Genomic DNA, 26,281 nt, shown 5'->3' on the forward strand with positions numbered 1-26,281 from the left:
CGTCGCCGGTAAAACGCTAGGCGCCCACCGTTTGGTACATGCGCTGGCGTTGGGCCTTAATGGTTTCGTCGGCCAGGTACTCTTCGTAGGTCATGCGCTTGTCGATGATGCCTTCCGGCGTCAGCTCGATGATGCGGTTGGCTACGGTGTCGATGAACTGCAAGTCGTGCGAGGCGAAGAGCATGGTGCCGGGGAAGTCGCGCAGCGAGTTGTTCAGGGCCGTAATGCTTTCCAGGTCGAGGTGGTTGGTCGGGTCGTCGAGCACCAGCACGTTGCCCGATTCCATCATCATCTTGGAGAGCATGCAGCGCACTTTCTCGCCCCCGCTCAGCACGTTCGATTTCTTCAGGGACTCTTCGCCCGAAAACAGCATGCGGCCCAGGAAGCCGCGGATGAACGACTCGTCCTTCTCGGCGGAATACTGGCGCAGCCAATCCACCAGGTTCAAGTCGGTGTTGAAGAACTCGGTGTTTTCCTTCGGGAAGTACGAAGGCGTGATGGTCGTGCCCCAGGCGAATGTGCCTTTGTCAGCCTGCTTTTCGCCAAACAGAATGTCAAACAGGAGGGAAGCGGCGCGGTCGTCGCGGCCCACAATGGCCACTTTGTCTTTCTTGTCGAGCGAGAAGGACACGTTGCGAAACACCAGTTCACCGTCGACCGAGGCGCTCAGGTTGTCTACCGTCAGCAGCTGGTTGCCGGCTTCGCGCTCGGCTTTGAAAGCAATGTAAGGGTACTTGCGCGAGGAGGGCTTGATTTCCTCCAGCGTGAGTTTTTGCAGCAGCTTCTGGCGCGAGGTAGCCTGCTTCGACTTCGAGGCGTTGGCCGAGAAGCGGCGCACAAACTCCTCCAGTTCCTTGCGCTTGTCCTCGGTCTTCTTGTTCACCTCCTGGCGCTGGCGCAAAGCCAGCTGGCTCGACTCGTACCAGAACGAGTAATTGCCGGGGTACATGGTGATTTTCGAGAAGTCGAGGTCGGCCATGTAGTTACACACCGCGTCGAGGAAGTGACGGTCGTGGCTCACCACAATAACCGTGTTCTGGAAGCCGTCGAGGAAGTTTTCCAGCCACAGCACCGTTTCGGCGTCGAGGCCGTTGGTCGGTTCGTCGAGCAGCAGCACGTCGGGGTTGCCGAACAGGGCCTGGGCCAGCAGCACGCGCACTTTGTCGGAGGTGCCCAGGTCGCCCATCAGGGTGTAGTGCTTGTCTTCGCCAATGCCGAGGCCCGAGAGCAGCTCGGCGGCTTCGTAGTCGGCGTTCCAGCCTTCAAGGTCGGCAAACTCGCCTTCGAGCACAGCGGCCCGCTCGCCGTCGGCGTCCGAGAAATCGGGCTTGGCGTAAAGGGCGTCTTTCTCCTCCATCACCTTCCAGAGGCGCTGGTGGCCCATAATCACGGTTTGCAGCACCGGGTACTGGTCGTAGGCAAACTGGTCCTGCTTCAGTACCGAGAGGCGCGCGCCCTTGGGCATGTCCACCGAGCCGGTGTTGGCTTCGATTTCGCCCGAGAGAATCTTCAGGAAAGTGGATTTGCCTGCTCCGTTGGCCCCGATAAGGCCGTACACGTTGCCGGGCATAAACTTGATGGTAACGTCTTCAAACAAGATGCGCTTGCCGTAGCGCAGGCTGACGTTGGTAGTGCTGATCATGCAGTAGCTGCCGAAAAAATCAAATCAGAAAAGAGCCAGAATAGGCCAAAAACCGCGCAAAGGTAGTCAAAAACCACCGGGGCGCATGCGCCCGAGGAGATATAACACCAACGGCTTGCCAAAAAATCCCGCAAAGCGGAAGCCACAGAATCAGGCGGTTAAAAAACAAAAGTTGGCTTGGGCGTTGCGCAAAGCACAACCGGCACCGCCCGATTGCAGTATAGATAAAGGCGCTTGCGGCAGCGGCAATTATATGCCTGCCTAGCCAGCGCGCCTCTCTTCATTTTAACTCTTCAACCTCCTGCCTTATGGCTGACGCAATGCTTTCTCCGGAACGGAACGGGATACGGTACGGACTTTTCACGTCCGTGGGCATGATTGCCTATTTTCTGCTGGCCAGTCTCATCGGCTGGGCCGACCGCATCGAATACAGCTTTTTGAACGGCGTTGTGCTGGCTATTGGCGTATGCATGGCCATTGCGCACTACAAGCGCGTGCGCCACGACCGGATGCCGTACCTGCACGGCTTTGGTACCGGCATCATCACGGCCGCTGTTGCCTCGCTGGTGTTTGGGTTGTTTCTGATTGCGTACATGGTCATTAACCCGAACTTTGTGGAGCAATTGCGCGCCCAGGATTTGTTTGGGTTTGACCTCTCGGTAACCATTGCCTTCCTGGCGGTATTGCTGCAAGGTGTAATGTCGGGCGTCATTATTTCGCTCATTGCCATGCAATACTTCAAGAGCCCCGACCACAAACCATTGGAGCAGTTGGATTAGTGAACGAGCCTTGCTGCTTCTAAATAAAACCCGCCTTGGCGTACTGCCAGGGCGGGTTTCTTATTGAGACAATCTTCCCGAAATGGGAACCGAAGCCACAAAGAAAAATGTTATAAGAGAGTTGTTTATTAAACTTTTGCAACATATAATTGGATTGAGTAAAGACAGCTCAACCAACTCCACCTACTTTGCCCCTTTCCATGAAAGCCTTTCTCATAGCCGCATTTTGCTGCTGCCTCAGCATCGTGGCCAACGCCCAGATGCGCGACCGGCAACCCGACATGCCCAACCAGAGCCAGACCGTGCAAGCCGATGACCTAACCCGGCAAATGGCCAACCGGCTGCACCTGAACGAAGCGCAGTACATCAAGCTGCGGGCTGCCAACCAGATTAAGCTCGCCAAAATGGACGAGATTCAATGGCAGTTTCAGCAGGACCCTGATACCCGCAACGCCAAGCTGATCGAACTGGAAGCCCAGTACGAACAGGAATGCCAGCGTATTTTTACGCCTTCGCAACTGAGTGTGTGGCGGGAAGAAACGCCAGCCAACGACGCTCCTGCCGCTACCGACCCCAACCAGAACCGATTGGGTTAGAAATTTTGCTCCATAAAAAAAGCCGCCCGCTTCGCGCACTAAGCGAAGCGGGCGGCTTTTTTTATGGAGCTTTCTTACCGATGGGCGGCGTGGTGCTGTACAGAACTTCCGTTACGGTGTTAAGCGCGCCGAACCGGAGCACGAGCCGTCGGGCCTTACTACGTGGATGACCCGGTTGGCATTGCTCCCCGGGGTCGAGGTAGTAATAATAGATGCGCTGGGTCTGTTCTTCGAGTTCCTCTTCGTCGGGGTGGCCCAGCAAGCCGTTTACAGCGCCGTTGCTGAGACCATACAGTTTTTGCCGGTGCTGATCGAGCGGGGGCAGCAACTTGGCGCGGGTGTTTTGACAGGCTCGGGTGTCACGCTGCCAGGCCGCCGCATCGAACCCCGGAATAGTGATGCTCGACTGGCTGCAAGATGCTAATAGAGAAGTGGCTGCCCCAAATAATAATACGCGTAGGTGCATCGTTGGAACCCGGGTTGGACCTCCGTCGTTAGAGGGCACGGCTGCGCAAAACTAGTACATTTGCGGGGCCGTGTTACTCTGTCGGATTGCGACTTCACGCCATTTCCACCTTGCAATGAAGCCTGCACGTTTTCTCGCGGTTGTTGGACTGCTGACCTTGGGCCTGCGCAGCGTATCGGCAGCGGCGCTGCCCAGCGGGGTTTCGCCCGCGGCCAAGCCACCGGGCACTGCGCAACAGGCGCTGTACATGGCAGCCTTTGAGCAAAACCTGGTGCGGACGTACGCTACGGCGCACCTGGCCAGCACCGGCCTGAGTGCGACGGTACTGCGCAATGCGCTTATCGGGTATTACAACCTGCGCCGCCGCGGGCTGGCCAGCAAGCCGGTGCTTACCATCATTGATTTCGGCCGTTCCAGCCGCCTCAACCGCTTGTGGGTAATTGATCTGGCCAAGCAACGCTTGTTGTTTCACACGCTGGTTGCGCACGGCAAAAACACGGGCGAAGAATTTGCCAAGGCCTTTTCGAACACCGCGGGCTCCGAACAAAGCAGCGTGGGCTTTTACCTCACCCAGCAAACCTACCAAGGCAAGCACGGCCTGTCGCTGAAATTGCGCGGCATGGACCCGCAATTCAACTCCAACGCCGCCTCGCGGGCGGTAGTGGTGCACGGAGCCGAGTACGTATGCCAGGATTTTATTCGGCAGCACGGCCGCCTGGGCCGCAGCCAGGGGTGCCCGGCGCTGCCACCCGAGCAATCGGCGGCCATCATCAAAACCATTCAGGGCGGGTCGGTTATCTATGCACAGCCCCCAGCTAGTGTTAGCTACCGTTCGTCGTGGCTGAACCTGGACGATGCTTTACCGGCTTTTGCCCGCAGCCAGGGCATGAGCCCCATGGTGGCGCAGTAAGGTCGCTTCTATCTAAAACCAATACATACAGCAAGGCCGGACGTCCTTACTGGATGCCCGGCCTTTGTTATTACCGCGTAGTGAGCTGTTTACGCCCGGTCGCCGGTGGCGCGCACGAGGCTGATGCCGGCGAAGAAAAACACCAGGCCCAGGCCCAGCGGAACAAGGGAGTTCATTTTGCTTAGTTGGACCATGCCCAGCAAGCCGAGGGCGCCATAAATGAGGGCCGCAATGCCAAGCAGCGTCAGCAAAGACCCAAAGGTGCGTTTCTGGTTCATCGTGAAAGTAGGAAGGAAGAAAGGCCGCACGTGGCAAGCCGCAGTCCGAGGTGGAATGCAAGGCATGGTACGTAAGTAACCCTGTTTTGGCTGCGTTAGGCCGGGTACAACCCTTCCGAATGTGGCGCGTTAGATGCAGCTGAACGGTTTCCGGTAGCCGCCGGGTCGTTTCTTCTCTCATCAACCCCCTTTTACTGACTCCCACCATGCGAGGAAACCTCCGATACATCATCGGGCTGCTGCTGGCCGCTTTTTCCCTGGTTACCTATTACTGCAACCGTAGCACCAACCCCGTAACCGGCGAGGTGCAACACGTGAGCATGTCGGCCGACCAGGAAATTGCCCTGGGCCTGCAAGCCGCCCCCGAAATGGCCCAACAGTACGGCGGCCTTCACCCCGACCAGCAAGCCGCCGCCGCCGTCAAGCGCATTGGGCAAGAAATCGTGTCGCGCTCCGAAGCGGCCAAGTCGCCCTACAAGTTTGATTTCCACCTGTTGGCCGATGAGAATACCATTAACGCCTTTGCGCTGCCCGGCGGGCAGATTTTCGTGACGGCGGGCTTGCTGAAAAACATGAAATCGGAAGGGCAGGTGGCCGGCGTGCTGGCCCACGAAATTGGCCACGTGGTAGGCCGCCATTCGGCCGAGCAGATGGCCAAATCGAAGCTGACGCAAGGCCTGACGGGCGCTGCCGCCATTGCTGCCTACGACCCCGACCGGCCCAGCACCATGGCTACGGCCGCCGCCGCCGCCATGGTCTCGAAGCTCATCACGATGCGTTTCGGGCGCCAGGATGAGCTGGAAGCCGACCGCTTGGCCGTGAAGTATGCCAGCGAGGCGCAGTACGACCCCCGCTCCATGATTGAAGTGATGCGCATTCTGGAAGAGCAGGGCGGCCGCAGTAGCACCCCCGAGTTCATGAGCACCCACCCCAACCCCGGCAACCGCATTGACGAGCTGGACCGCGAAATAGCGGCTGAGTTTCCCAGCGGGGTGCCTACGGGCCTAAAAAAATAATCCTCTTCGCTGCGTTGCAGTAGTTGAAAAGCCGGCGCGAAAGTGCCGGCTTTTTTTGTGGCGCTTGCGTTAAAGCCCCAAGCCGTTTTCCTGCCGTATGCCCAATACTCCTCTTTTTCTGCGCCGAATTCTGTTCGTCATCAACCCCATTTCCGGCGACATCGACAAGAGCGACGTGCACCAGATGCTGGTGCAGGTGTGCAAGGAGCACGGACGCGAAGCCGGGCTTTTTGAAACTACCGGGAACAACGACCTGGACCGCTTGCAGCAGTACCTGCAGCAGCACGCGTACGAAGCCGTGTTTGCCGCCGGCGGCGATGGAACGGTGAGCTTGGTGGCGCAAGCCGTGCAGGCACTGGGCCTGCCGATGGGAATAGTGCCTCTGGGCTCCGGCAATGGTCTTTCCAAGGATCTGGGTATTCCACAAGACCCCGCTGCGGCCGTAGAGTTGGTATGGGCCCACCGCGAGCAGACCATTGATACACTGAGCGTGAGCGGGCATTTTACAGCGCACCTCGCCGATTTAGGCTTCAACGCCCTGGTCGTAACCCGATTCAGTGAAGGCACAACCCGGGGGCCGGGGGCCTACGTGCGCATTGCGCTTCAGGAGTATATAGGCTACGAACCGGCCCGCTACCGTATTGAAACCGAAACGGAAACCTGGGAAGGCGAGGCCTTTATGCTCACCATTGCCAACGCCCGCACGTTCGGGAGCAACGTGGTCATCAACCCCGACGGGCTGCTCGATGACGGGTGGTTTGAGCTGTGCCTTATCGAACCATTTCCGGCGGCGGCGGCCCCGCGCATGCTCTACCACCTCTACAGCGAAGGGTTCGAGGAATCGGAGTACACGCGGCGGTTGCGGTGCCGCCGGGCCCGTATAGCGGTGCTGGGCCAAGATACCGTGCAGGTGCAAGTCGACGGCGAACCGCTGGAATTGTCCACGCCGCTGCAAGTCAGCATCAGCCCACGGAGCCTGCGGGTGCTGGTGCCGTAACGGGCAAAGCCGAGCTAAAGACCGGCGCGGCGCGCGTACCCTCGGTATCGGCCGGCTCCCAGGTGTGCAGCCACAGCTGGCCGTCGGCGTAATAATCGAGGGTGAAAAAGCCCTTGTGCTCGTGCACAAACGCCGCCTTGCCGCCGGCCTGTACAAAGGAGGTTTTGCTACCAGCCCCGCTGACGATGTAGTGCACGCCGCGCCGCAGAAAGTACTGCAGGTTGTGGTCGTGGCCGGCGGCGTACACGATTCCCGGAACTTGCCGGAGCACATCTAGCAAGCGGCGGCGCATTCGGCGGTAGGGCGGGTGGGCCATGTCTTCAGCGGCTCCCACCAGGCGGCGGTAGAACGGAAACAATGACCCAATCAGCGGCAAAGGCACATAAGCGCGCTTATGGGCCGCGGTCAGCGGAAACACGTGCTGCTTTACTGTGAATTTGCCGCCGTGCATGGCATTGGAATACAGCGGATGGTGCCCGGCTACCACAATGCGCTGGCCGTGGTACTGGGCCAGCATATCGGCCAGCTGCGTGAAGGGCTGCTTGGTGTCGGTGGCTGCACAGCCGTGGGCCGGACCGAAGGGGCGGGGGCCCCGCTGCACCCACCACTGGGTGTTGAGCACCAGCAGCACCAAGCCATTGGCCAGAGGTAGGGCAACGGGACCGGGGCAACCGTTTTCGGGCAAATACAAGGCTTGGGGCAAGTGCTGGCGCACGTAGGCTTCCTGCGCCCGCAGGTATTCGTAGCCGTCGGGGCGGCCTTTGTTCCAGTCGTGGTTGCCGCTGAGAAATACTACCGGACCCGCAAAGCCGCGCAGCACTTCCAGTTGAATGTTGAGACGATGCTCGGCGTCTTCGCGGCGCGGGTGGCCCATGGGAGGCAAGCCTACCGGGTACACATTGTCGCCGAGCAACACCACGGTACCGGAGGCACCAACTTCCTGCAGCCAGCGGCGCAGCAGGTTGAGCACCGGGTCGCGGCCGTCGGTGGCCACCGCGCCCAGGTCGCCAACCAGGCAAATGCGGTGTGCGGGGGCCGTGTCGGGCGGTGAGGCGGATTGCTGCTGGCGCCACGCCGGGGCTATGTAGGGTCGGCGCCGCAGGCGGCGCTCCTGCACAAAGCGGTAGGCCAGCCACGCCGCCAGTAAGGCACACAACACAAGCGCGAATAAAGCCACGGCCAGCAGGAAAGTTTGCCGGGTGTACGCGCCGCCGGGGGCGAAGTTGGCCGCGCTGCCGTTAGAACGACGGCGGCGTCAGATTCTTGAAGTGGCCGTTCTGGCGCACGCGCTCTTTCAGGCGCTCGGTTTCGCTGAGCATGGGCAACAGCCGCTCCAGATGCTCGCACACCATTTCCTGCCGTTCGGTTTCGGAGGTCAGCTCCAGCAGGTGGTATTCTTGCTCGTTGGAGAGGCCGAGGTGATGGGCCACATCGAAAATACGGAAGTGCGGCGGCAAAGTGAGCAGCAAAGGGTGCAAGCCAAGCGCATCGTATAGCTGCTCAAGCTGAGCCGTAATGCGCTGGCGCAGCGGGGCCGATTCGGCGGGGTCGTCGGGCAGGGTTTCCACGTAGCCGGCGGCATACAGCTTGCCCGGCGCCTGGCGCAGCATTTCGTCGAGGCGAAACACGCTCACGCCCTCGGTACGAATGTCGGACTCACCGGATTCGTAAAGCTTTTCGATTTTGATCAGCCGCATTTCGGTGCCGATGGGTTGCACGGCGCCGTTCAGAAACGCCGGAATACCGAACGTGAGGCCTTCGGTGGCGCAGTCGTGCACCAGCTGCCGGTAGCGCGGCTCGAAGATGTGCAGGTTGAGTTTTTCGCCGGGAAAAACCACGAGGTTGAGGGGGAAAAGGGGAAGCAGGCGTGGCATAGCAAGTATTTCGGGAGCAGACGGGAAAATACGGGAAAGCCCGTTGCCAACACGCCTTCGGTGCTAATTTCGCCGCCGGGGCTGCGCAGGCGCACGCCTCCGAAGCAAACCTATTGGCAATGAACGAGTGGATGGATTGGGCGCGGCTGGCGCGGCGCGTGGCGCTGCAGGTGCTGGCGTCGTTGTTTCTGGTTACGGTAGCCTGGGTTCTGGTATACCGGTGGGTGTCGCCGCCGGCCACGTGGCTGATGCTGGAGCGCCGCAGCCACCGGCCCGAAGCCAATTACGGCGGCTTGCTGCCCGAAAATGCCTCGCGGCGCATCAACTACCGCTTCCGCGGGCTCGACGAAGTGTCGCCGCAACTGCCCCTGGCGCTGGTGGCGGCCGAGGACCAACGGTTTCAGCAGCACCACGGCTTCGACCTCGACGCCATTCAGAAAGCGGCCAAAAGCAATATTGCGGGCGGTAAACAGCTGCGCGGCGGCAGTACCATCTCGCAGCAGGTGGCCAAAAACGTGTTTTTGTGGCAGGGCCGCAGCTACGTGCGCAAAGCCGCCGAAGCCTACTTCACGGTGCTCATCGAGCTGCTCTGGAGCAAGCAGCGCATTCTGGAAGTGTACCTGAATGTGGCCGAAATGGGCGACTGTATTTTCGGGGCCGAAGCCGCCGCGCAGCGGTATTTCGGCAAGCCTGCCAAGAGCCTGAGTCCGGCCGAAGCCGCCTTGCTGGCTGCTGTGCTGCCCAATCCGCTGAAGTTTCAGGCCGGGCGGCCGGGGCCGGCTGCCCGGGCCAAGCAGCGCCGCGTGCTGCGCAACATGCGCCGCCTGGGCGGCACCACCTTTGTGCGTAGCCTGCTGCAAGACTAAGCCATAACCCATGACCAAAACGTTCCAGCAGCTATTCGTAGCTGCCGCCCTGGCCGCGCTGAGCGCCTGCGGGAGCCCGCAGCCCCAAACGCCCACGGCTACTCCGGCCGCGCCGCGCCCGGCCAGTACGCAAACGGCTATTCGGGCCGTGCTGGCCGACCAAGCCACCGCCTGGAACCGGGGCGATGTGGCCGGCTACATGCAAGGCTACTGGCAGAGCGACTCGCTGCTGTTCATCGGCAAAAACGGCCCCCAGCGCGGTTGGCAGCGCACCCTCGACAACTACCGCCAGAGCTACCCCGATGCCGCCGCCATGGGCCAGCTCGACTTCAACCAGCTACGCATTACCCCGATTGGGCCCAACGCGGCGCACGTGGTGGGGCACTGGCATTTGGCCCGCCCGCAAAAAGGCGACCTGCAAGGCTGGTTCACGCTGCTTTTCCGCGAAATCGACGGCCGGTGGGTGATTGTGGCGGATCATTCGAGCTGACGATATCCGCTAGTTGACATGCAAGAACCGGAATGAAAAAGGTCGCTGATTTTATCTACTATGCGGTTTACTGCGCAATAGCCCGAGGACCGGCGAGGGAAGCCCGAACGCACACTGTCCTGAACGTGTATTTTATCGTGCTGGTGAGCAGCGTTATGCTCAATGCTGCCCGGTTCTTGGGAGCTTACAAGCCGTCTTTAGTGCTTCTATTGGGTATGATTATGCTCCCGTGTATATCAGGGAAAGGTATTGAAGCCTACTTCGAGCGCAGACATTCTATGGTAATGCGTAAGTATGGTTACCCCCGACAGCTTAATATTTTATTCACCGGAGTCGTCTGCTTCGTGACTCTGCTGGGGTTGTTGGTGCTTTGTGCTTCCGGAATCAGCTGGGGCAGGGCTTCCGTCCAAGCCGCATTACTTCACCGGTAACAGCACAAGAGCTGCCATTCCAAGGACGACAGCTCTTATGCTGTTACCGGTGGGCAAGGAGCGGAACCCGAATGTTATTTCTTCCCTTCCTGCGCGGCTACGTCGCCGGGGTCTTCGGGGGTGGCTTCGTCCTTCTGCTTTTCGGCCTGCACGGCGGGTATGGCTTCGCTGAAAACCAAGCCTTGCGCCGCGGCGTGTTTGGCGGCTTCCACGGTATCTTTCACGAGCAGCATTTCAACGTTGTCTCCGCGCAGCTCCTCCGATACTTTGCTTACCAGGGCCGAGCGTTCGGGCAGGTTCACGTCGCGGATGTAGATGGCCAACACACGGCCGGGGTGCCGGCGCACCACCTCGCGGTAAATGTTGGCGTCTTCCTGGCCCGAGTCGCCGATGAGCACGAAGGGCAGTTTGGGATAGGTGAGCAGCAGGTTGTCGATTTCCTTGAGCTTGTGGCCGTGGTGCTCGGAGGCGTCGCCGGATTTTTTGCGCTTCAGGGCCATGTCGCGCAGCAGGAGCGGGCCCGGCGGAATTTCGTTCAGGGCCAGGAAATCCTCCAGTAAATCGTACAGGTTCCAGGGCGACGAGGAGACGTAGAAAAACGGGTTGTTGCGTTTGCCGTTGCGCCCCAGCTGCAGCTGCCGGTAAAACTCGGCTACGCCTTTGAAGGGCATACGCGAGCGGGCGTTGCGCAGCAGCACCGTGCGGGCCATGCGCAGCAAATCGGTAGCCGCAGTCTGAATAACGGTGTCGTCGAGGTCGGAAATGATGCCGTATTCGGCGTCGTGGGCGGGCACCAGCACGGGGGCGTGGGCTACCCGTTGGGCAGGCAGCGGAGCGGGGGCGTGCAGCAGCTCTACTTCCACCGGATGCCACATAAAATCCACGGCCGGGCTCAGCTGCTGCGGCTCCAGGTTTAGGGTGAAATAACCTTCCTCATCCGTCACCACCGCATGTTCCGAGCCGTCGCCGGGGCGAATGAGCAGCTGCGCGCCGGGAATTTCCTGCGAATCGAACCGGCGGTACATGTTCAGCAGGTTGTGCCAGCGCGAGTCGGCCGGATCGGGCTCGGTAATGCCTTTGTCGGTGAGCACCCGGCCTTTCACGTAGAGGCGCTCGGGCGTGCCGTAGCTGCGGTAGGGCAGCACCTGCACCTCGTGCAGCAGGCCCAGGCGGGTGCGGGCGCGGCGGAGCAAGTCGTCGGCGTTTTCGGCGAGGTCGGAGAGGCGGTCGAGTAGAGGCATGGTAATAAACGGATGCGGGGCGAAACTACGGTACGGCGCGTTTCAATACGTTGTTGGCCGCCGTGCGTATGTTGTGAAGGTCTTTTTCGGAATTGCAGTTGATGTTTATGCGAATTGTGATTGGAGCCAGCGCGCTGCTGGCATTGCTCGGCAGTTGCGCGGGCGCCAGCCGCCTGCCGGCCGCTCCTGATGGCGTAGAACTAACCGTGCAGCCCCAAGCCGACAGCGCCTTCAATATTGTGTGGCTGCGGGCCCGTGTGCACAACCGGAGCCCCCGGCGGGTTTGGATACTGCAGCAGCGCGACTCGGTGGACTTGGCTTGCACCATGAATTGGGGCATCGCGCTAAGCGGATTTACGCCTAAAGGCGATACGCTAGCTTTTTGCGACCAATGTATAATCGACGCCAGGCCCCAATATGTAGCCCTTGAGCCCGGCGCCCAACGCATCACCTACCTCAAAGTGAACTTCAATTACGTGTTTCCACGCAACGAATTATCAAGACTGCCGGCCCCGTGCGATAAATACATCAATAGAACCCACGGGGAGTATCGATTTCAGGTGGTCTACAAAGACCATTGGCGAAGGAAGCGGGACAGCTTACCGCACTTTATCGGTAACACAGCCATCATCAAGCGTAAATAAAAAAGCCCCGCTGCGAAGTGCAGCGGGGCTTTTTTTATTGGGAAACCCAAATTACAGATTCGCCTTCAGCGTTTGCAGATTGCTGTTGCTGGGCGTGCGGTTGCGGCAGTTCAGTTCGGTCGCCTTCGTCTGAATGGCCTGAATGCGCGAACCGGGGTTGGGGTGCGTGCTCAGGAACTCGGGCGTGCCCGACCCGCCATTCTCCGCTTCAGCCTTGATGAAAAAGCCCGCCGCGCCGTCGCAGGCGTAGGTGCCGGTGTTGTTGAGGTAGATGACCGAGTACTGGTCAGCCTCGTTCTCGAAGTCGCGGCTGAACTTGAGCGTGCCCAGGCCGGCCGCAATCTGCGCCAGCTGGTTGGGGTTTTCGCCCAGCACCACGCTCAGCAGCAGGTTGATGCCGTATTCGTTCTGCAGCTGGCGCGAGGTGTGCCGGCGGTCGGCGTGGGCCATTTCGTGGCCCAGCACGCCGGCCAGCTCGCTCTCGTTGTCGAGGTATTTGATGAGGCCGCTGAACACGTAAATGTGCCCGCCAGGCGAGGCAAACGCGTTCTGGATGGCGTCGTCTTTGATGATTTTCACGTCCCAGGCAAAATCGGTGCGGTGCTCAAGCTGGCCGGAGTTCAGGATTTTTTGCACCACGGCGTCCAGCGCCTGGTAGGCGGCGGGGTTGCTGGCGCGTTCCACCAGTTGGCCCTTGGCGCGGTAGGTCGAGTCGGTTTGGCGTGCTACCTGGTCGCCCAGGGCAATATCGTCTTCGATGCTGAACAGGACGGGGTTGCCTTTGTCATCGGTACAGGAAGCAGCGGTGCCGGCCAGCCCGAGGGCGAGGGCACCGAGCAGGTAAAATCGGGAGAAGGCGTTGCGAAGCATGTGCAAAAAGGTGGGTGGTGCAAAAGAGAAAACGCGGAGTGGCTGGGCAGGGTCTAGAAAAAACAGTGCCAGTCCGCTTCTGTGGGCCGATACGGGCAGAAGGCGCGCGGCGTTGCCGGGAGGCAGCAAAACCGAATGAGCATGGCTGTGCCGCGGCGTTGTGCGTACAAACGCGAGCCGCCAGCTTGTGGGCGGTCGACTTTCGTATTCCCGCTATGCCCACCCTCTCAGCCCCTGCCCGCCCCAAAGTCAAGAAAAAGAAGCTCGCGCCCGTGGAGGCCGAAGCCCACGAGTTGTACAAAGATCCAGCCCGGCAGGCCGAGTTGGCAGGCCTGCGCTACGTGGGCGACTTGCAAAAAGGGGGCATTGCGCGCCAGCCAGCCCATAACGGCCACTTCAAATTTGTGAATGCGAAGGGCGAGAAAATCACCGATGAAAAGACGCTGGCCCGCATCCAAAGCTTCGTTATTCCACCCGGCTGGTCCGATGTCTGGATTGCGGGGGCGCCCACGGCCCACCTGCAAGTGACCGGCCGCGACCTGAAGGGCCGCAAGCAATACATCTACCATCCGCTGTGGGACCAGGCCCGCAGCCTCACCAAGTTCAGCCGCCTGCGGGCTTTCGGCGAAAAGCTCCCGGCTTTGCGCCAGCGCATTCAGCAGGACCTGAAGCGCCCGCAGCTCGACAAGCAAAAGGTGGTGGCCCTGGTGCTGATGCTAATGGACCAGTCGTTCATTCGCGTTGGCAACAAGGAATACGCCAAGAAAAACAAGAGCTACGGCCTCACCACCCTGCGCGACCGGCACGTGCAGGTAGAAGGAGCCGAGGTGCGCTTCAGTTTTGTGGGCAAAAAAGGCGTGCCGCACGATGTGACCCTGCGCGACCGGCGCCTGGCCCGCCTGGTGCAGAAATGCAAGGAGATACCCGGCCAGCACCTGTTTCAGTATTACGATGCCGACGGCCACCGGCAGGAGCTGGAATCGGGCGACGTGAACGACTACCTGCGCGAGGTGACCGGCATTGCGCTGTCGGCCAAGGATTTTCGCACCTGGGGCGGCACCGTGAAAATGGTGGAATGCTTGGAGCACATTCTGCAGGAAGAACCGGATTTGCCCAAGGAAAAGGTGCTGAAAAAAGCCGTGAAAGACGTGGCGGCTGGCCTCGGCAACACGCCCACCGTCTGCTCCAAATACTACATTCACCCGCAAGTAGTGGAGCTGTTCCAGTCCGACAAACTGGTGGATTACCTGCGCCGCCACGACGCCGACCCGGCCGAAAACGACCAGCTCACACCGGTCGAGCACTTGGTGCTTGATATGCTCAGCGAAGTGAAGTAAATGTGCGAATGTGCTAAATGGGGGTCATGTGCTAATGCTCAAATGAACACGAGCACATGACTCCTATTTAGCACATTCGCACAGTATAACCTACCGGCCCGAGCCGTCCCGGTCGAACGCGTGCGAGGCGACGCCGTGGCTGCGTTTGTCTTTGGTTTCGGGGCCGGGTTCGTAGACGTTGTTGCGCCTTGTGTCGTAGAAGCGCGTTTTCTTGCCCAAGCCGGCCACGCGTGAGCTGTCTTGCACAGTGTCTTCCTGCGGCCCGCCGTAAATGTCGATGCGTGGCGAGCGGCGAACCGAGCCGGTGAGCCTGAACACGTCTTTGCCGCCCAGGCCGTGCAGCATTACCTGCCGGGTTTCGGCGGGCCGAAACGTGCGTCGGTAGCGCAACGGCCCTTTTTTATCATCGAGCAACGAATACACCGATACCACGGTAGTTGTGTCGGTGAGCCGCTGCACCTCAAACAGTTCGTCTTCGTCGGTGCCGGGCACCGTCACACGCTCGGCCAGCAGTTGGTAGTACGTGCGCGCTGCTGTGGGCAAAGCGGCGCGGCGGGCCTGCAGGCTGGCCACCAGCTGCGGCCCTTCAATGGCATACACCTCGCGCGGCAGACGGCGGGCGGCGCGGGTAATTACCGAATCGGTGAGGCGCTGCTGAAGGCGTTGCGTTTCGGCGCGATACGCGGGCCAGTCCAGCTCGTGCAGCACCCGGCTGTCGATGAAGCGGGCGTTGCGGGTGTAGCCTTCAATGCTTTCGTAGCGCGGCCGGAACGTGCGGAATTTGGCCACAAACCGGCTGCCTAGCCACGCCAGCGGGCCGTCGTCGAAACGGTAGAAAACCTGGTCCCGGTCTTTGGGAACGGGCGAGAAGCGCGGACCGTCAGCCCGTTTTTCCCAGGTCCATTGGCCCTCGTGCCGGTCCCAGTCGCCCAGCCAGATATCGAGCAGGCGGGCCCGCACAAAGGTGGTTTGGTCTATTTGGGTGCCCGGCTGGGTATACAACGCCGCAAGCATGTCTTCGCTTTCCTCGATATCGACGCGCCCGCCGCCGCTGCCCGGCAACTGCTCGCCCTCCAGCTTTTCCTCCAGCATCACCACTTTGCCCCGAAACCGTTCCGACGCCGGCCCCAGCCCGTTTTCGTCGGGGCGCACGTAGAACAGGCGCGGCGAGGTATGCCGAATGCCCGCGGCCTGTGCCAGCGGCGGCACTACAAAAGCGCCATACGGGTTGCCGGCCGAGGTTGCGTCGCGCACGATGTTGAGCAGGAACGTTTCCCGCATGGCTTTCGGGAGGGTTTTGAACGGGTCTTTGTCGAGGGAGCGAAGGGCAAATTCTCGGTTGCGCGTGCCAAGCAAGGTCATGCTGGTGGTTTGAAAGCCGCCGCCAATTTTGCCCGGGCGCAAGCCGCCGGCCACGGCCGTGCCCAAATCAAGCACCGGCATGCGCACGGGCGTGGCCCACACGCGGCGGTAATGTTGGCCAAACAGCAGCCGTTTTACCAGGCCCTGCTGGTAGTGGCGCCCGGCCGTGGCCGTAACGCTGTCGGTGCCGGCGGGCAGCGGCTCCGCGCTCAGGCGGGCATCGGGCTGAAAAAACCGGAGGCGGGCGCAGCTGCTGCCCAGCAGCAAGGCTGGTAGGAGGCAGAAGCAAACAAAGCGGCGCGGCAGGCGCATAGGAGAGGAGTCGGACACTGGCAGGCTGGTAGGGTCCTTCAACGCAAGCTCGACGCAAAAGGCTATGTGAGCATCGGCAAAACCGTGGAGCCGCTGCCGGGGTATAACACGCCAACCGGGCCTTGTGGGCTCGGTTTTCTGCCGCATTTTTTCGCTTCTGGTGTTGCCGCTCCTTTCCTACTATTGCAGCCTGCTGGTCCTATCCGGCCTGATAGGCACCTCGACGCCCGCCCCGGCGGCTCCGCTTCCTGCTACGCAGGGCCTCACCCTTGGGCCCGACTCGGTGGTGCGCGTAGCGGCGGGGCCGCAATACAAGCGCGGGTGGCTGCACAGCTTGTTTTGGGGGTTTCACTACCGCGACGAATGGGCCGTGCCCGTTGCTGCGCCCGTGTTCAACATGCAAACCGCGGTGCCCGGCGGCCTCAAGCCAGTGCAGGAAGGTGGCTCATTCCAAACGAAAAACCTGCGGCTGGTAGCCCCCAACGGCCAGCAGTTCGTGCTGCGCTCCGTCGATAAGGACGCCACGGTGGCCTTGCCCGAGAACATGCGCGACGGTATGATCGGGCGGTTGATGAAGGACCAAACCAGCGTCATTCATCCCTACGGGGCCTACATCGTGCCGCAGCTGGCCGAAGCGGCGGGCGTATACCACACCAACCCGCGCCTGGTGTACGTGGCCGACGACCCCGCCCTGGGCGAGTTCCGCAAGGCGTTTGCCAATGCGCTGTATTTGTTTGAGGAGCGGCCCGAGGGCGACCAAAGCAGCGTGCGCAGCTTTGGCAGCTCCGCTCACGTCGTCAGCTCCCGCTCGGTGTTCGGGCATTTGCTCCTGAACGCCCAGCACCGCGTCGACGCCCGCCAGTACCTGCGCAGCCGCTTGTTCGATATGTGGCTCGGCGACTGGAGCCGCCGCGAAGACCAGTGGCGCTGGGCGGCATTTCCGGCCCCGGATAGCGCGGTGCTGTACCGGGCCATTCCCCGCGACCGGGACCACGCCTTTTTCAAGTTCGACGACGGGGTGTGGACGCGGCTGATCAGCTTCTTGAAAACCAACTACCAGACCTTCACCCGCGAAATTCGCCTGCACGACGTGGAGGGCCTGAATCGCGCCGCCCGGCCCATGGATAAGTCGCTGCTGGTGTACCTGACCGAGGAGGATTTTCGGCAAGTGGCCGATTCCTTGCGCCAGCGCCTCACCGACCCCGTAATTGCGCGGGCCGTGGGCGTGTGGCCGAAAGAAGTGTATGCGCTGTCGGGCCAGGAGTTTGAGGACAAACTGCGCAGCCGGCGCGAACAGCTCCCGCGCGTGGCCGAGGAGTTTTACCGCCAGCTGGCTCGCGACGTGGAAATTCCCGGCACCGACCAGCCCGACCATTTCATTGTGGAAGCCGCCGGGCCTTGGAAAGTGCGCGTGCGGGTGTTGTCGGCCGGATTAGGCGGGCATGAGCGGATGGTGGGCGAGCGGGTATTTGATGCCCGCCAAACCGGCACGATTAACCTGTACGGGCTCGGCAGCAACGACACCTTCGATATCATTGGCGCGCCCGACCGCCGCATCCGCATCGGCATTTACGACGGGCAGGGCCAGGACCTGATTCAGCAGCTGCAAAGCCCCGACCGCCGCGGCCCCGACATGAAAGTGACCGTGTACGACTCCGGCGACGGCAACACTCTTAAGCTCGATAAAGATCTGGTCGAGGTGAAAGCCTATATTCCCAAAGCCACCGAATACGACGGCGCCGGGTGGCTGCTGCGGCACCGGCTGTATTAGCCTTTGGCCTTGCGCGCAACAACAAACCGCCCGCCTTCTGCAGCAGAAGGCGGGCGGTTTGTTGTTGCGGGAACTAGTCTGGCTAATTGCCGTGCACGTGGTCAATGGAAAACATATTGGCGTAGTTATCAGCCAGCCGCTTCCCGTCGGCGCCACCCGACACGAAGCTGGTTTGGGTCAGCCAGATGGCCGAGGCGCCGCTGAATACTTTCAGAATATCGGCCTTGACGTGTGCTTCGGGCGTTTTGCCTTCCCCGATGTGAATGGCCGAGGTGCTGGCGGGCAACCGCAGCGTTACGGTGCGCAGGTTGTTGTAGGGGCGCCGGTAGCCCATCACGTCAAAGAAAAACTCGCCCCCGGCGGCCTTGGCCGATTTGCCGTTGAGGCGCAGGTAGGTGTAGCCTTCCCATTCCCAGTACATGTCGTTGTTGGCCACATCGAGGGCACCGGTGCGCACCCCGCCCACGCTGGTGGCACTATCCACCCCAATCGTGAAGGTGAGGCTAGTATAGTCGCCGGCCGGAATGTCTTTCAACTCAATGTGCTGCGACGCCGCCACGCGTTGATCGAGCAGGTGGTAGCTGTCGGGCTCGGCCCAGGAGGTACCGTCGGCGCGGTTCAGCTTGAAGCCCGAGAGGTAGTACTTAAGCGTGGTTACGCTGAACGTTTCGCCCTGCGCGGTGGTGTAGCTGCCCGCGTTCAGGGCCAGCGAAGCCGTACCGGCCACGTTTTCTACGTGCAGTTCAAGCTCACCCGTTTTGGGTTTGGGGTCGTCTTTGTTGTCGTCGCAGCCCACCAACGTGGTAAGGCTGGCGGCGGCAATCAGAAAGGCTGTACGACGAAGTAAGTTCATAGGAGTAGGGCAGAAGCGGGCGGTACACTGTGGGGTGGAACGCTTGCCTACTCGCTTAGTCGCGCCAAATGGTTGCCGGGCTCAGGCAAACACTTTCACCTTGTCCTTATGCTTGGTGCGCATGTACTGCCGGATGATCTGCTGCACGTCTTTGTTGTCGACTTGCGGCTTGATAACGTCCTTGAACGCCTCCAGCCGCCGCGCCGTGAACGTGCCGTCGATGTAGCCAAAACCCAGGTAGCGGCCGTGCTCCACCACCACCACCGACCGCTCATCGGCCCGGCGCCCCGCCCCGATGATGACAAACGACTGGTGCTCATAGGTAATGCTTTCCACGGCCTCGTCCACGCGCTTGTTGTACTCCTCGGGCGGCTCTTGGCCCACGCAGGCCCCGTTGCAGCGGTGCACCTGGTAGTCGAAGCACGAGCCGTTGGTTTTGTACAGGTCGCACATCTTCTGGCACAGGTTGAAGCGCGCCACCTTGTGGTACAAAAAGCCTTTGGCCTTGAATTGGTTGGCCAGCGCAATGATGGGGATTTCCTGGTTGTTGGCGTCGGCGCGGCCGTAATACAGGCGTTTGTAGCCGTTTTCGTCTACCCGCAGGTAAATGCCCGCCGGAAAGACGGAACGGCGCTGGGCCCGGTTGTAGGCCGGCTTCATGCGCTTGATTTCCGACGACTCGTGGAGCAAAGCCACCAGCTCCGAGCCCGTCAGCTCCCAAGTGATGTCCGAAATCGAGTTCTTGAATTCCAACGACTTGCGCGACTTGTAGTCGATGGCAAAATGCTGCTGGATGCGCTTGTAGATGTTGATGCTCTTGCCCACGTAAATCACCTCGCCCTGGGCGTCGTGGAAATAGTACACGCCCGCTTCCTGCGGCAGCGAGGCCACCAGCTCGGGCGAAATATTGGGCGGCAGCAGCGCGGTTTTGATGGCCTGCTGCACCGCCGCCACTTTGCGGGCCGAGGGCTGCTTGGCAGCACGGCCGTTGCCGTTGTGGCTGGGTGCGTTGGCATCCACGGCGGCCAGCTTATCGGCCGGCGCGGCCTGCTCGTAGCCCGGCGCTTCGGCCTGCTGGCTGATTTTGAGCAGGCGGTCGAACAAGATGGCCGTGGCTTCGGCGTCGCCGGCGGCGCGGTGGCGGTTTTCCAGTGGAATGCCGATGTTGGCGCACAGCTTGCCCAGGCTGTAGCTCGGCTGGCCCGGAATGAGCGAACGGCTCAGGCGCACTGTGCACAGGGTTTTGCGCGAGTAGGTATAGCCCAGGTCGGCAAACTCCTTCTTCAGAAACGAGTAGTCGAAGCGCACGTTGTGGGCCACAAACACGCAGCCCTCGGTCATCTGCACCACCTTCTTGGCTACCTCGTGAAAGTGCGGCGCCTCGCGCACCATGTCGTCGGTAATGCCGGTGAGCTGCTGAATGTAGAAGGGGATAGGCCGGCCGGGATTCAGCAGCGTGGCAAAGGAATCAACCACCTTGTCGCCATCGTGAATGAAGATGGCAATTTCGGTGATGCGGTCCTGCGTGGGCTGGCCCCCGGTAGTCTCAAGGTCGATGATAGCGTACAAATGCGCGGCTGCTAAAACGTCCGATACCGGACCTTAACAAAGTTAGCGGGCTTTTGGCTCCCGAAATCTGGCTTACGCGGCCGAGAGCCTAGTGGGCTGGAGGGAGCCACAAAAAAAGACGGCCTGCCTCGCGGCAGACCGTCCCTTCTCTCAACAGCCAGGTTAACCCTAGCGGTTGGAGGCTTTCCACTGCGTCACCTGGTTTTTAGCGGCCAGGATTTCGCCGTGTTGCTTCTGAATCACCGACGAAAGCTGCGCCGGGATGCTCTGGCTCTTCAAAGCCGTTTCGTAGGCTTCCAGGGCTACTTTGTCGCCGGTTTCGCACTCGCCCAAAATGGCCGAGTCGTTCTGGCCCGTAACGGCCGATTTGATGTTGATCCAACCGCGGTGAACCGCTGCCGCTGCATCGGTAATGGCGCCTTCGATGGTGCCTTCTTGGCTGGGCGCTTCCACGCCAATGGAGCGGGCTTGCTGTTCCAGTTCGGAGGCAAATTGGGCGCGTTGCTGGCTGAGCTTGCTCAGCTCCGATTTCAGCTGGGGGTTGCTTACGCCTTCGGCGGCTTCCTGGTAGCCTTTGGCACCGGTACGGTTGATTTCGACGAGGTCGTTGAAGGCGCGGGCGGTTTCGGGAGTTATAGCAGGCATGGTGTGGTACGATTTAGGGTGAGAAGGGCCGCGCGCATTGGGGCATGTATCCGGGCGCGGCTTCCGAGGCTTATACTCGCCCGTGTGCCACCGGGTTACACCCAGCGGGCGTCTTTAGGCCGTCATGCGGCGCCACACCCGCTGCCAAAAGCTGGGCCGGTCGTCGCTCTTGTCGTTCTTGGTGTCCTCGCCGTCCGACACGTCGCCGAGCAGGAACCCAAACGGCTCCAGCGGCTGGTAGGCATCAAACACCACCTTGAGAATGGCCGTGAGCGGAATGCTCAAAATCATGCCCGGTGTGCCCCACAGCGCCCCACCCAGAATCAGGGCCAGAATGGCTGCCAGCGGGTTGATGCTCACCTGCGAACCGGTAATCATCGGCGTGATGAAATTGCCCTCCAGAAACTGCACAAACACGAATACCCCGATAACGGCCAGCGCCTGCAGCGGCGAACCGGTTTCCACCAGCGTGATGATGGCCGGAATGGTGGCCCCGATCATGATGCCGATGTAGGGAATGATGGCCAGTACCGAGGCGAAAATGGCGAAGAAGATGGCGAATTTGACGCCCAGCAACAACAAGCCGATGCCGTTGAGCACGGCCACGATGATGATGACCTTCACGAGCCCCGAAATGTAGGCTTGCACGACCGTCTGAATGCTGTCGACAGTATGGAGCACGGTCGTACGCTTGTCGGGCGCCACGAAGCGGAACATGAACTGCCGCAGATGGTCGCGGTAGTACAGAAAGCAGAAGATGTAGATGAGCACCTGCGCCAGGTTGCTGAGTACCGCCGTGGTGGTGTTCAGGGTCGTGCCGATGTACGAGGTGCCCGATTTCTTCAGCGACTTCATGGTCGAATCCTTCACCTCGTTGACGCTCATCGGGTCGTACCCGAATTTGTCGTGGGCCCAGGCCTGCGCTTGGTTAAACACCTCCATCAGCTTGGTTTGCAGCTTGGGCAGCTCGTTCTGAAACTGTGTGAGCTGCGAGCCAAACGCCACGATGATGCCCGCAAAAATGACCAGCACCAGCAGCAGGCACAGGATAATGGCCAGCACCCGCGGCACCTTGTGGGACTCCAGCCACCGGCAAATGGGCAGCAGCAGCAGCGTAAACACCGCCGAAAAAGCCAGCGGCAGCAAAATTTCGTCGAGCTTGTGGAGCACGAACACCAGCAACGACAGCCCGATTAGCAAAAACGTGTAGTGAATTACAGGGGCCTGGCGTACTTCCTGCGGCTTAACCGGGTGCCGAGGGGTGTTGAGGTTGTGGGGGGGCGGCAACATTTGCTAAAATTATTGGGAGGAGTGGGGAAGGGGAAACCTTGGAATACTGCCGGCTTTTTCGGATTTTTGACGGAACCTCGACTTCGCTAGCGAAGTTAGGCAGGGTAGGGCTTTGCCAATTTGACTAGCGAAACCCGCCCGCGCGGCCACGGCGAGAAACCTCCCGTTCTGCGTTATTTTACCGCTTAAACGTACTGAAGGATATTACGCATGGCTGACCAGCACTTTCCGCTCGCCGAAGAAGCTGACCTCGACTCACCCGCTAAGACCGCCGACCACGGCTACAACGAAGATTCCATCCGGTCGTTGGACTGGCGCGAACATATTCGCTTGCGGCCGGGCATGTACATCGGCAAGCTCGGCGACGGTTCCTCTGCCGACGACGGCATTTACATCCTCGTCAAGGAAGTCATCGACAACTCCATCGACGAGCACATGATGGGCTACGGCCGCACCATTGAGGTGAAGGTGACCGACCAGCGCGTGACCGTGCGCGACTACGGCCGCGGCATTCCGCTCGGCAAAGTTGTGGATGTGGTGAGCAAGATCAACACCGGTGGCAAATACGACTCCAAGGTTTTCCAGAAGTCGGTGGGCTTGAACGGCGTGGGCACCAAGGCTGTGAATGCGCTCAGCACCAATTTCGTGGTGCAAAGCGTGCGCGACGGCCTGATGAAGTCGGCCGAATTTCAGGGCGGCAAGCTCATCAGCGACCCAAAGCCGGCGAAAACTTCGCAGCGCAACGGCACGCTGATGGCCTTCGAGCCCGACCCCACTATTTTCCGCAACTACCGCTTCATTCCGGACTTCCTGGAAAGCCAGATGTGGAACTACGCGTACCTGAACGCGGGGCTTACCATCAATTTCAACGGGCAGAAATACCACTCCGAAAACGGTCTGAAGGACCTGCTGGAGCGGAAAACCGACCCCGACGCCATTCGTTACCCGGTGATTCACCTCAAAGGCACCGACATCGAAATGGCGCTGACCCACGGCAACGACTACGGCGAGGAATACTACTCGTTTGTGAACGGGCAGTACACCACCCAGGGCGGCACCCACCTGGCGGCCTACCGCGAAGGCATCGTGAAAACCCTGCGCGAGTTCTACAAGAAGGACTACGACGCTTCCGACATCCGCGCCAGCATCGTGGGCGCCATTGCCATTCGGGTACAGGAGCCGGTGTTTGAGTCGCAGACCAAGACCAAGCTTGGCTCCATTGTGATGGAGCCCCACGACAACGCCACCACGGTGCGCAACTTCGTGGTCGACTTCGTGAAGGAGCACCTCGACAACTACCTGCACAAAAACCCGGCTACCGCCGAAGCCCTCAAGAAACGCATCGAGCAGAGCGAGCGGGAGCGAAAAGACATGGCAGGCGTGAAAAAGCTGGCCAACCAACGCGCCAAGAAAGCCAACCTGCACAACCGCAAGCTGCGCGACTGCCGATTCCACTTTGGCGAAGACAAAGCCGAAAAAGCCGCGCTGACGACCTTGTTCATTACCGAGGGCGACTCCGCGTCGGGCTCCATCACGAAGAGCCGCAACGTGGAGACCGAAGCCGTATTCTCCCTGCGCGGTAAGCCGCTGAACTGCTTCGGGCTGAAGAAGAAAATTGTGTACGAGAACGAGGAGCTGAACCTGCTCCAGCACGCGCTTAACATCGAGGAAGGCCTGGAAGGGCTGCGCTACAACCGCGTGGTTATTGCCACCGACGCCGACGTCGACGGCATGCACATTCGCCTGCTCCTGCTCACGTTTTTCCTGCAGTTCTTCCCCGATCTGGTGCGCAACGGCCACGTCTACATCCTGGAAACGCCGCTTTTCCGGGTGCGTAACAAGAAAACCACCATCTATTGCTACGACGAGCGGGAAAAGCAGCAGGCCATTCAGAAACTGGGCCGCAACCCGGAAATCACCCGCTTCAAGGGCCTCGGCGAAATCTCGCCCGACGAGTTCGGCAAGTTCATCGGCGACAACATTCGTCTGGAGCCCGTCATTCTGCAGTCGGACCGTAGTATTCAGAAGCTGCTGACGTACTACATGGGCAAAAACACCCCCGACCGCCAGAACTTCATCATCGACCATCTGCGCATCGAGAAAGATTTGGTAACATCTGACACGCTGCCTCTAGAAACCGTGGCCGAAGAAGACCTGGCTTTCGGCTAATCGAGTTCCTTGCATTACCCCTTGCAAACCGCCCCTGTACCAAACGGTGCAGGGGCGGTTTGCGCTTATTGTGGCATGGGCTGGGTGGGCTGCTCGCCCTGTCAGTGAAATCGGCTGGCTTGTGGTGGTACCGCCGCCTGAGGCGTGCGGCCGGTGCAATATTTTGCGCTGGCCGCACTACGCGAAACGTGATGCAACGCTGAGAGAAGCTGCCTAAAGGATGCCAGTTGGCGGACTACCGCAGTTGGCGTGGTTAGCAACGGTTCTGGTTGATGACCACGTATTTATTCCCGATATTTACTAGCTGTCGGGCGCGGCTGGTACCGGCGGCTTGCACTTGCTGACTGGCGTTGCGGCTTAGGTGCCGCGGCCCGGTGCATCCGCGTCGAGCGGGTCAGTGGCTGGTTAGGGGAAATAAGGAAAAAGCAGTGGCCCAGTGCCCGCGGCCACACAGTCCGCATTCGGCCCATGCTCACCGATATTCTGCGCCGCGGTCCGCTCACCCGCGCCCGCCTCGAAGCCTTTTCCGACGGCGTCTTTGCCATCGTTGTCACCTTGCTGGTGCTGGAACTGCGCGTGCCGCACCTGCACCTCGGCAGCAGCCCCCAAGAACTGGCCCACGAACTGCGTGCCATCGTGCCCAAGCTGCTGAGTTGGGCCGTGTCGTTTTTCGTGGTGGTCAAGTTCTGGGTCAACCATAGTTACATCCTCAGCCTGGCCCGCTGCGCCTCCTACGCCTGTTTCTGGATCAACGCCCTGTTCTTGATGGGGCAGGCTTTCATCCCGTTTCCCACCGCCTTGCTGGGCGAATACCCCGGCAACCCACTGGCCGTGTCGTTTTTCGGGGCTACGCTGCTGGTGTGCTGCCTGCTGTTTGTGTGGCTGCACCACTACGTGAATGCTCACCTGCTGCGCGACGCCGACCAGTACGTGCCCAGCCGCCCGCTGCTGCTTCGGTCTCTGGTGGGGCCGGTGTGCTACGCTCTTGGGGCCGCACTGGCTTGGGTGAGCATTCCATTGAGTTTGGCCGTGTACCTGTTTACCCCGCTCTTTTTCGTGGTGCCCCTGCAGCCGCACCGCGGGCACGCCGTGGCCGAGGGCATCATCGAGCAAGAGGAAATGCGCTACCACGCCGGCCTGCACCACGCCCACTGAGCAGCGCCGGCAACGGTACAGCGGCGCACCTTGCGGAAGACTTGCATCGCACGAAGCAATGAAGCTAGCTTTGGCGTCTTCACCCTCCTCAGCATACCCACTTTGAAGCACTTCTACTCCGTACTCCAGCTTGCCCTTCTAGCCCTTGTGTTGTCCATTTCCGCCGCGCACGCCCAAGTGGGCATCGGTACCACCACGCCCCGCGCTAGCCTCGAGGTGAATGGCTACACCAAGCTGGGTGCCGACGCCCCGGCCATTAAAGTCAAGAAACTGACCGCCACCACACCCAACGCGCAAGGGCAGGTAACGGCGGTGGCCCACGGGCTGAACCTAGCCAAAATCATCAGCATCACGGGTTTGGTTGAAACTCCTTTCGCCTCCTGGGTAACGCTGAATTTTACCACCCAAAGCGGTTTCCAGGTGGGTGTATATGCCGACGCCACCAACGTGAACATCAATACCGCCCCGAGCAACTCCAGCAGCGTACTCAATCGGCCCGTGCGCCTGCTCATTACTTACGAAGAATAGCCTCGGCACCCGAGGATTTCGCGAAAGCTGCGCTGGCCTAAGCGAAAATGCCTTGCGCTTTGCTGTTGGCCGTTCGAATGTGTTGCAGGCATCTTGAAGCCGGGCACCAGCAGGTAGCACCGGAGCCATTCCACGGCGGCGTTCTTCGCGAGAGGGAGGCTGCCGTTGCTTCTGTTACCAGATGATTGCC

General features: G+C 60.5%; 25 protein-coding genes. 13 read left to right on the forward strand and 12 right to left on the reverse strand.

What is annotated here, in order from left to right:
* Positions 1 to 16 precede the first annotated feature (16 nt).
* Complete coding sequence (locus F0P96_RS03975) at positions 17 to 1,642, reverse strand: ABC-F family ATP-binding cassette domain-containing protein (protein ID WP_151077474.1); 1,626 nt, start codon at positions 1,640 to 1,642, stop codon at positions 17 to 19.
* 320 nt (positions 1,643 to 1,962) lie between these two features.
* Here F0P96_RS03975 and F0P96_RS03980 point away from each other — a divergent pair, with 320 nt between their 5' ends.
* Positions 1,963 to 2,421, forward strand: coding sequence for a DUF4199 domain-containing protein (locus F0P96_RS03980; protein ID WP_262714335.1), 459 nt, complete (start codon positions 1,963 to 1,965; stop codon positions 2,419 to 2,421).
* Positions 2,422 to 2,621: 200 nt separating this feature from the next.
* Complete coding sequence (locus F0P96_RS03985) at positions 2,622 to 3,017, forward strand: hypothetical protein (protein ID WP_151077478.1); 396 nt, start codon at positions 2,622 to 2,624, stop codon at positions 3,015 to 3,017.
* A gap of 61 nt (positions 3,018 to 3,078) precedes the next feature.
* Here the strand turns inward: F0P96_RS03985 and F0P96_RS03990 are convergent, their stop codons facing one another.
* A complete protein-coding gene (locus tag F0P96_RS03990; protein WP_151077480.1) occupies positions 3,079 to 3,483 on the reverse strand; it encodes a hypothetical protein in 405 nt (134 codons plus the stop codon).
* A gap of 115 nt (positions 3,484 to 3,598) precedes the next feature.
* Here F0P96_RS03990 and F0P96_RS03995 point away from each other — a divergent pair, with 115 nt between their 5' ends.
* Entirely contained in the window at positions 3,599 to 4,393 is a 795-nt protein-coding gene (locus F0P96_RS03995) for a murein L,D-transpeptidase catalytic domain family protein (RefSeq protein ID WP_151077482.1), read from the forward strand.
* Between the two features lie 89 nt (positions 4,394 to 4,482).
* On the opposite strand, the gene F0P96_RS04000 is transcribed toward F0P96_RS03995, so the two are convergent.
* Positions 4,483 to 4,671, reverse strand: coding sequence for a hypothetical protein (locus F0P96_RS04000; protein WP_151077484.1), 189 nt, complete (start codon positions 4,669 to 4,671; stop codon positions 4,483 to 4,485).
* A 206-nt stretch (positions 4,672 to 4,877) separates the two neighbouring features.
* Between F0P96_RS04000 and F0P96_RS04005 the strand changes: the two genes are divergently transcribed.
* Together F0P96_RS04005 and F0P96_RS04010 are read left to right on the forward strand one after the other, a co-directional pair.
* Positions 4,878 to 5,687, forward strand: coding sequence for a M48 family metallopeptidase (locus F0P96_RS04005; RefSeq protein ID WP_151077485.1), 810 nt, complete (start codon positions 4,878 to 4,880; stop codon positions 5,685 to 5,687).
* Positions 5,688 to 5,784: 97 nt separating this feature from the next.
* The gene (locus tag F0P96_RS04010; protein WP_167291153.1) at positions 5,785 to 6,684 is read left to right on the forward strand and encodes a diacylglycerol/lipid kinase family protein; all 900 of its coding nucleotides are present in this window, start codon (positions 5,785 to 5,787) and stop codon (positions 6,682 to 6,684) included.
* Here F0P96_RS04010 and F0P96_RS04015 read toward each other — a convergent pair.
* The gene (locus F0P96_RS04015) at positions 6,650 to 7,843 is read right to left on the reverse strand and encodes a metallophosphoesterase (RefSeq protein ID WP_235917371.1); all 1,194 of its coding nucleotides are present in this window, start codon (positions 7,841 to 7,843) and stop codon (positions 6,650 to 6,652) included. The genes F0P96_RS04010 and F0P96_RS04015 overlap by 35 nt on opposite strands.
* A gap of 79 nt (positions 7,844 to 7,922) precedes the next feature.
* Positions 7,923 to 8,558: an LON peptidase substrate-binding domain-containing protein gene (locus F0P96_RS04020; protein ID WP_151077489.1), complete on the reverse strand. Its 636-nt coding sequence runs from the start codon at positions 8,556 to 8,558 to the stop codon at positions 7,923 to 7,925.
* A gap of 119 nt (positions 8,559 to 8,677) precedes the next feature.
* Between F0P96_RS04020 and mtgA the strand changes: the two genes are divergently transcribed.
* Together mtgA and F0P96_RS04030 are read left to right on the forward strand one after the other, a co-directional pair.
* Positions 8,678 to 9,424 carry a monofunctional biosynthetic peptidoglycan transglycosylase gene (gene mtgA, locus F0P96_RS04025; protein WP_151077491.1) on the forward strand — a complete coding sequence of 249 codons (747 nt, stop codon included), beginning with the start codon at positions 8,678 to 8,680 and terminating at the stop codon, positions 9,422 to 9,424.
* Positions 9,425 to 9,434: 10 nt separating this feature from the next.
* Positions 9,435 to 9,914, forward strand: a complete 480-nt coding sequence (locus tag F0P96_RS04030) for a YybH family protein (RefSeq protein ID WP_151077493.1) — start codon at positions 9,435 to 9,437, stop codon at positions 9,912 to 9,914.
* A gap of 505 nt (positions 9,915 to 10,419) precedes the next feature.
* Here F0P96_RS04030 and F0P96_RS04035 read toward each other — a convergent pair.
* Positions 10,420 to 11,586 (reverse strand): App1 family protein, encoded by a 1,167-nt coding sequence (locus tag F0P96_RS04035; RefSeq protein WP_151077495.1) that lies wholly within the window; start codon positions 11,584 to 11,586, stop codon positions 10,420 to 10,422.
* A gap of 92 nt (positions 11,587 to 11,678) precedes the next feature.
* Between F0P96_RS04035 and F0P96_RS04040 the strand changes: the two genes are divergently transcribed.
* A complete protein-coding gene (locus tag F0P96_RS04040) occupies positions 11,679 to 12,230 on the forward strand; it encodes a hypothetical protein (RefSeq protein WP_151077497.1) in 552 nt (183 codons plus the stop codon).
* A 51-nt stretch (positions 12,231 to 12,281) separates the two neighbouring features.
* On the opposite strand, the gene F0P96_RS04045 is transcribed toward F0P96_RS04040, so the two are convergent.
* Positions 12,282 to 13,100: a M48 family metalloprotease gene (locus F0P96_RS04045; protein WP_151077499.1), complete on the reverse strand. Its 819-nt coding sequence runs from the start codon at positions 13,098 to 13,100 to the stop codon at positions 12,282 to 12,284.
* A 215-nt stretch (positions 13,101 to 13,315) separates the two neighbouring features.
* Between F0P96_RS04045 and F0P96_RS04050 the strand changes: the two genes are divergently transcribed.
* On the forward strand, positions 13,316 to 14,437 hold the full coding sequence (locus F0P96_RS04050; protein WP_151077500.1) for a DNA topoisomerase IB: 1,122 nt from the start codon (positions 13,316 to 13,318) through the stop codon (positions 14,435 to 14,437).
* Between the two features lie 90 nt (positions 14,438 to 14,527).
* Here F0P96_RS04050 and F0P96_RS04055 read toward each other — a convergent pair whose 3' ends face one another.
* Positions 14,528 to 16,129, reverse strand: a complete 1,602-nt coding sequence (locus tag F0P96_RS04055) for a hypothetical protein (RefSeq protein ID WP_151077501.1) — start codon at positions 16,127 to 16,129, stop codon at positions 14,528 to 14,530.
* Between the two features lie 145 nt (positions 16,130 to 16,274).
* On the opposite strand from F0P96_RS04055, the gene F0P96_RS04060 reads away from it, so the two are divergent.
* A complete protein-coding gene (locus F0P96_RS04060; protein ID WP_151077502.1) occupies positions 16,275 to 17,882 on the forward strand; it encodes a hypothetical protein in 1,608 nt (535 codons plus the stop codon).
* 82 nt (positions 17,883 to 17,964) lie between these two features.
* Here the strand turns inward: F0P96_RS04060 and F0P96_RS04065 are convergent, their stop codons facing one another.
* From F0P96_RS04065 to F0P96_RS04080, 4 genes are all read right to left on the reverse strand, one after another.
* Positions 17,965 to 18,735, reverse strand: a complete 771-nt coding sequence (locus F0P96_RS04065; RefSeq protein WP_151077503.1) for an MbnP family protein — start codon at positions 18,733 to 18,735, stop codon at positions 17,965 to 17,967.
* Positions 18,736 to 18,816: 81 nt separating this feature from the next.
* Positions 18,817 to 20,304 carry an exonuclease domain-containing protein gene (locus tag F0P96_RS04070; protein ID WP_151077504.1) on the reverse strand — a complete coding sequence of 496 codons (1,488 nt, stop codon included), beginning with the start codon at positions 20,302 to 20,304 and terminating at the stop codon, positions 18,817 to 18,819.
* A 168-nt stretch (positions 20,305 to 20,472) separates the two neighbouring features.
* Positions 20,473 to 20,949, reverse strand: coding sequence for a ferritin-like domain-containing protein (locus F0P96_RS04075; protein WP_151077505.1), 477 nt, complete (start codon positions 20,947 to 20,949; stop codon positions 20,473 to 20,475).
* Between the two features lie 114 nt (positions 20,950 to 21,063).
* The gene (locus F0P96_RS04080) at positions 21,064 to 22,239 is read right to left on the reverse strand and encodes an AI-2E family transporter (protein ID WP_151077506.1); all 1,176 of its coding nucleotides are present in this window, start codon (positions 22,237 to 22,239) and stop codon (positions 21,064 to 21,066) included.
* A gap of 210 nt (positions 22,240 to 22,449) precedes the next feature.
* On the opposite strand from F0P96_RS04080, the gene F0P96_RS04085 reads away from it, so the two are divergent.
* From F0P96_RS04085 to F0P96_RS04095, 3 genes are all read left to right on the forward strand, one after another.
* Positions 22,450 to 24,408 carry a DNA topoisomerase IV subunit B gene (locus F0P96_RS04085; protein ID WP_151077507.1) on the forward strand — a complete coding sequence of 653 codons (1,959 nt, stop codon included), beginning with the start codon at positions 22,450 to 22,452 and terminating at the stop codon, positions 24,406 to 24,408.
* Positions 24,409 to 24,876: 468 nt separating this feature from the next.
* Positions 24,877 to 25,563 (forward strand): TMEM175 family protein, encoded by a 687-nt coding sequence (locus F0P96_RS04090; protein ID WP_151077508.1) that lies wholly within the window; start codon positions 24,877 to 24,879, stop codon positions 25,561 to 25,563.
* Between the two features lie 147 nt (positions 25,564 to 25,710).
* The gene (locus F0P96_RS04095; RefSeq protein WP_151077509.1) at positions 25,711 to 26,091 is read left to right on the forward strand and encodes a hypothetical protein; all 381 of its coding nucleotides are present in this window, start codon (positions 25,711 to 25,713) and stop codon (positions 26,089 to 26,091) included.
* Positions 26,092 to 26,281 lie beyond the last annotated feature (190 nt).

It is taken from the genome of Hymenobacter busanensis (assembly GCF_008727865.1).
Classification (GTDB): Bacteria; Bacteroidota; Bacteroidia; order Cytophagales; family Hymenobacteraceae; genus Solirubrum; species Solirubrum busanense.

Bases quoted from the DNA above. Each gene is read 5' to 3' on its own strand.
- F0P96_RS03975 (WP_151077474.1), bottom strand. From the start codon at position 1,642: ATGATCAGCACTACCAACGTCAGCCTGCGCTACGGCAAGCGCATCTTG.
- F0P96_RS03980 (WP_262714335.1), top strand. From the start codon at position 1,963: ATGCTTTCTCCGGAACGGAACGGGATACGGTACGGACTTTTCACGTCC.
- F0P96_RS03985 (WP_151077478.1), top strand. From the start codon at position 2,622: ATGAAAGCCTTTCTCATAGCCGCATTTTGCTGCTGCCTCAGCATCGTG.
- F0P96_RS03990 (WP_151077480.1), bottom strand. From the start codon at position 3,483: ATGCACCTACGCGTATTATTATTTGGGGCAGCCACTTCTCTATTAGCA.
- F0P96_RS03995 (WP_151077482.1), top strand. From the start codon at position 3,599: ATGAAGCCTGCACGTTTTCTCGCGGTTGTTGGACTGCTGACCTTGGGC.
- F0P96_RS04000 (WP_151077484.1), bottom strand. From the start codon at position 4,671: ATGAACCAGAAACGCACCTTTGGGTCTTTGCTGACGCTGCTTGGCATT.
- F0P96_RS04005 (WP_151077485.1), top strand. From the start codon at position 4,878: ATGCGAGGAAACCTCCGATACATCATCGGGCTGCTGCTGGCCGCTTTT.
- F0P96_RS04010 (WP_167291153.1), top strand. From the start codon at position 5,785: ATGCCCAATACTCCTCTTTTTCTGCGCCGAATTCTGTTCGTCATCAAC.
- F0P96_RS04020 (WP_151077489.1), bottom strand. From the start codon at position 8,558: ATGCCACGCCTGCTTCCCCTTTTCCCCCTCAACCTCGTGGTTTTTCCC.
- mtgA (WP_151077491.1), top strand. From the start codon at position 8,678: ATGAACGAGTGGATGGATTGGGCGCGGCTGGCGCGGCGCGTGGCGCTG.
- F0P96_RS04030 (WP_151077493.1), top strand. From the start codon at position 9,435: ATGACCAAAACGTTCCAGCAGCTATTCGTAGCTGCCGCCCTGGCCGCG.
- F0P96_RS04035 (WP_151077495.1), bottom strand. From the start codon at position 11,586: ATGCCTCTACTCGACCGCCTCTCCGACCTCGCCGAAAACGCCGACGAC.
- F0P96_RS04045 (WP_151077499.1), bottom strand. From the start codon at position 13,100: ATGCTTCGCAACGCCTTCTCCCGATTTTACCTGCTCGGTGCCCTCGCC.
- F0P96_RS04050 (WP_151077500.1), top strand. From the start codon at position 13,316: ATGCCCACCCTCTCAGCCCCTGCCCGCCCCAAAGTCAAGAAAAAGAAG.
- F0P96_RS04065 (WP_151077503.1), bottom strand. From the start codon at position 18,735: ATGAACTTACTTCGTCGTACAGCCTTTCTGATTGCCGCCGCCAGCCTT.
- F0P96_RS04075 (WP_151077505.1), bottom strand. From the start codon at position 20,949: ATGCCTGCTATAACTCCCGAAACCGCCCGCGCCTTCAACGACCTCGTC.
- F0P96_RS04080 (WP_151077506.1), bottom strand. From the start codon at position 22,239: ATGTTGCCGCCCCCCCACAACCTCAACACCCCTCGGCACCCGGTTAAG.
- F0P96_RS04085 (WP_151077507.1), top strand. From the start codon at position 22,450: ATGGCTGACCAGCACTTTCCGCTCGCCGAAGAAGCTGACCTCGACTCA.
- F0P96_RS04090 (WP_151077508.1), top strand. From the start codon at position 24,877: ATGCTCACCGATATTCTGCGCCGCGGTCCGCTCACCCGCGCCCGCCTC.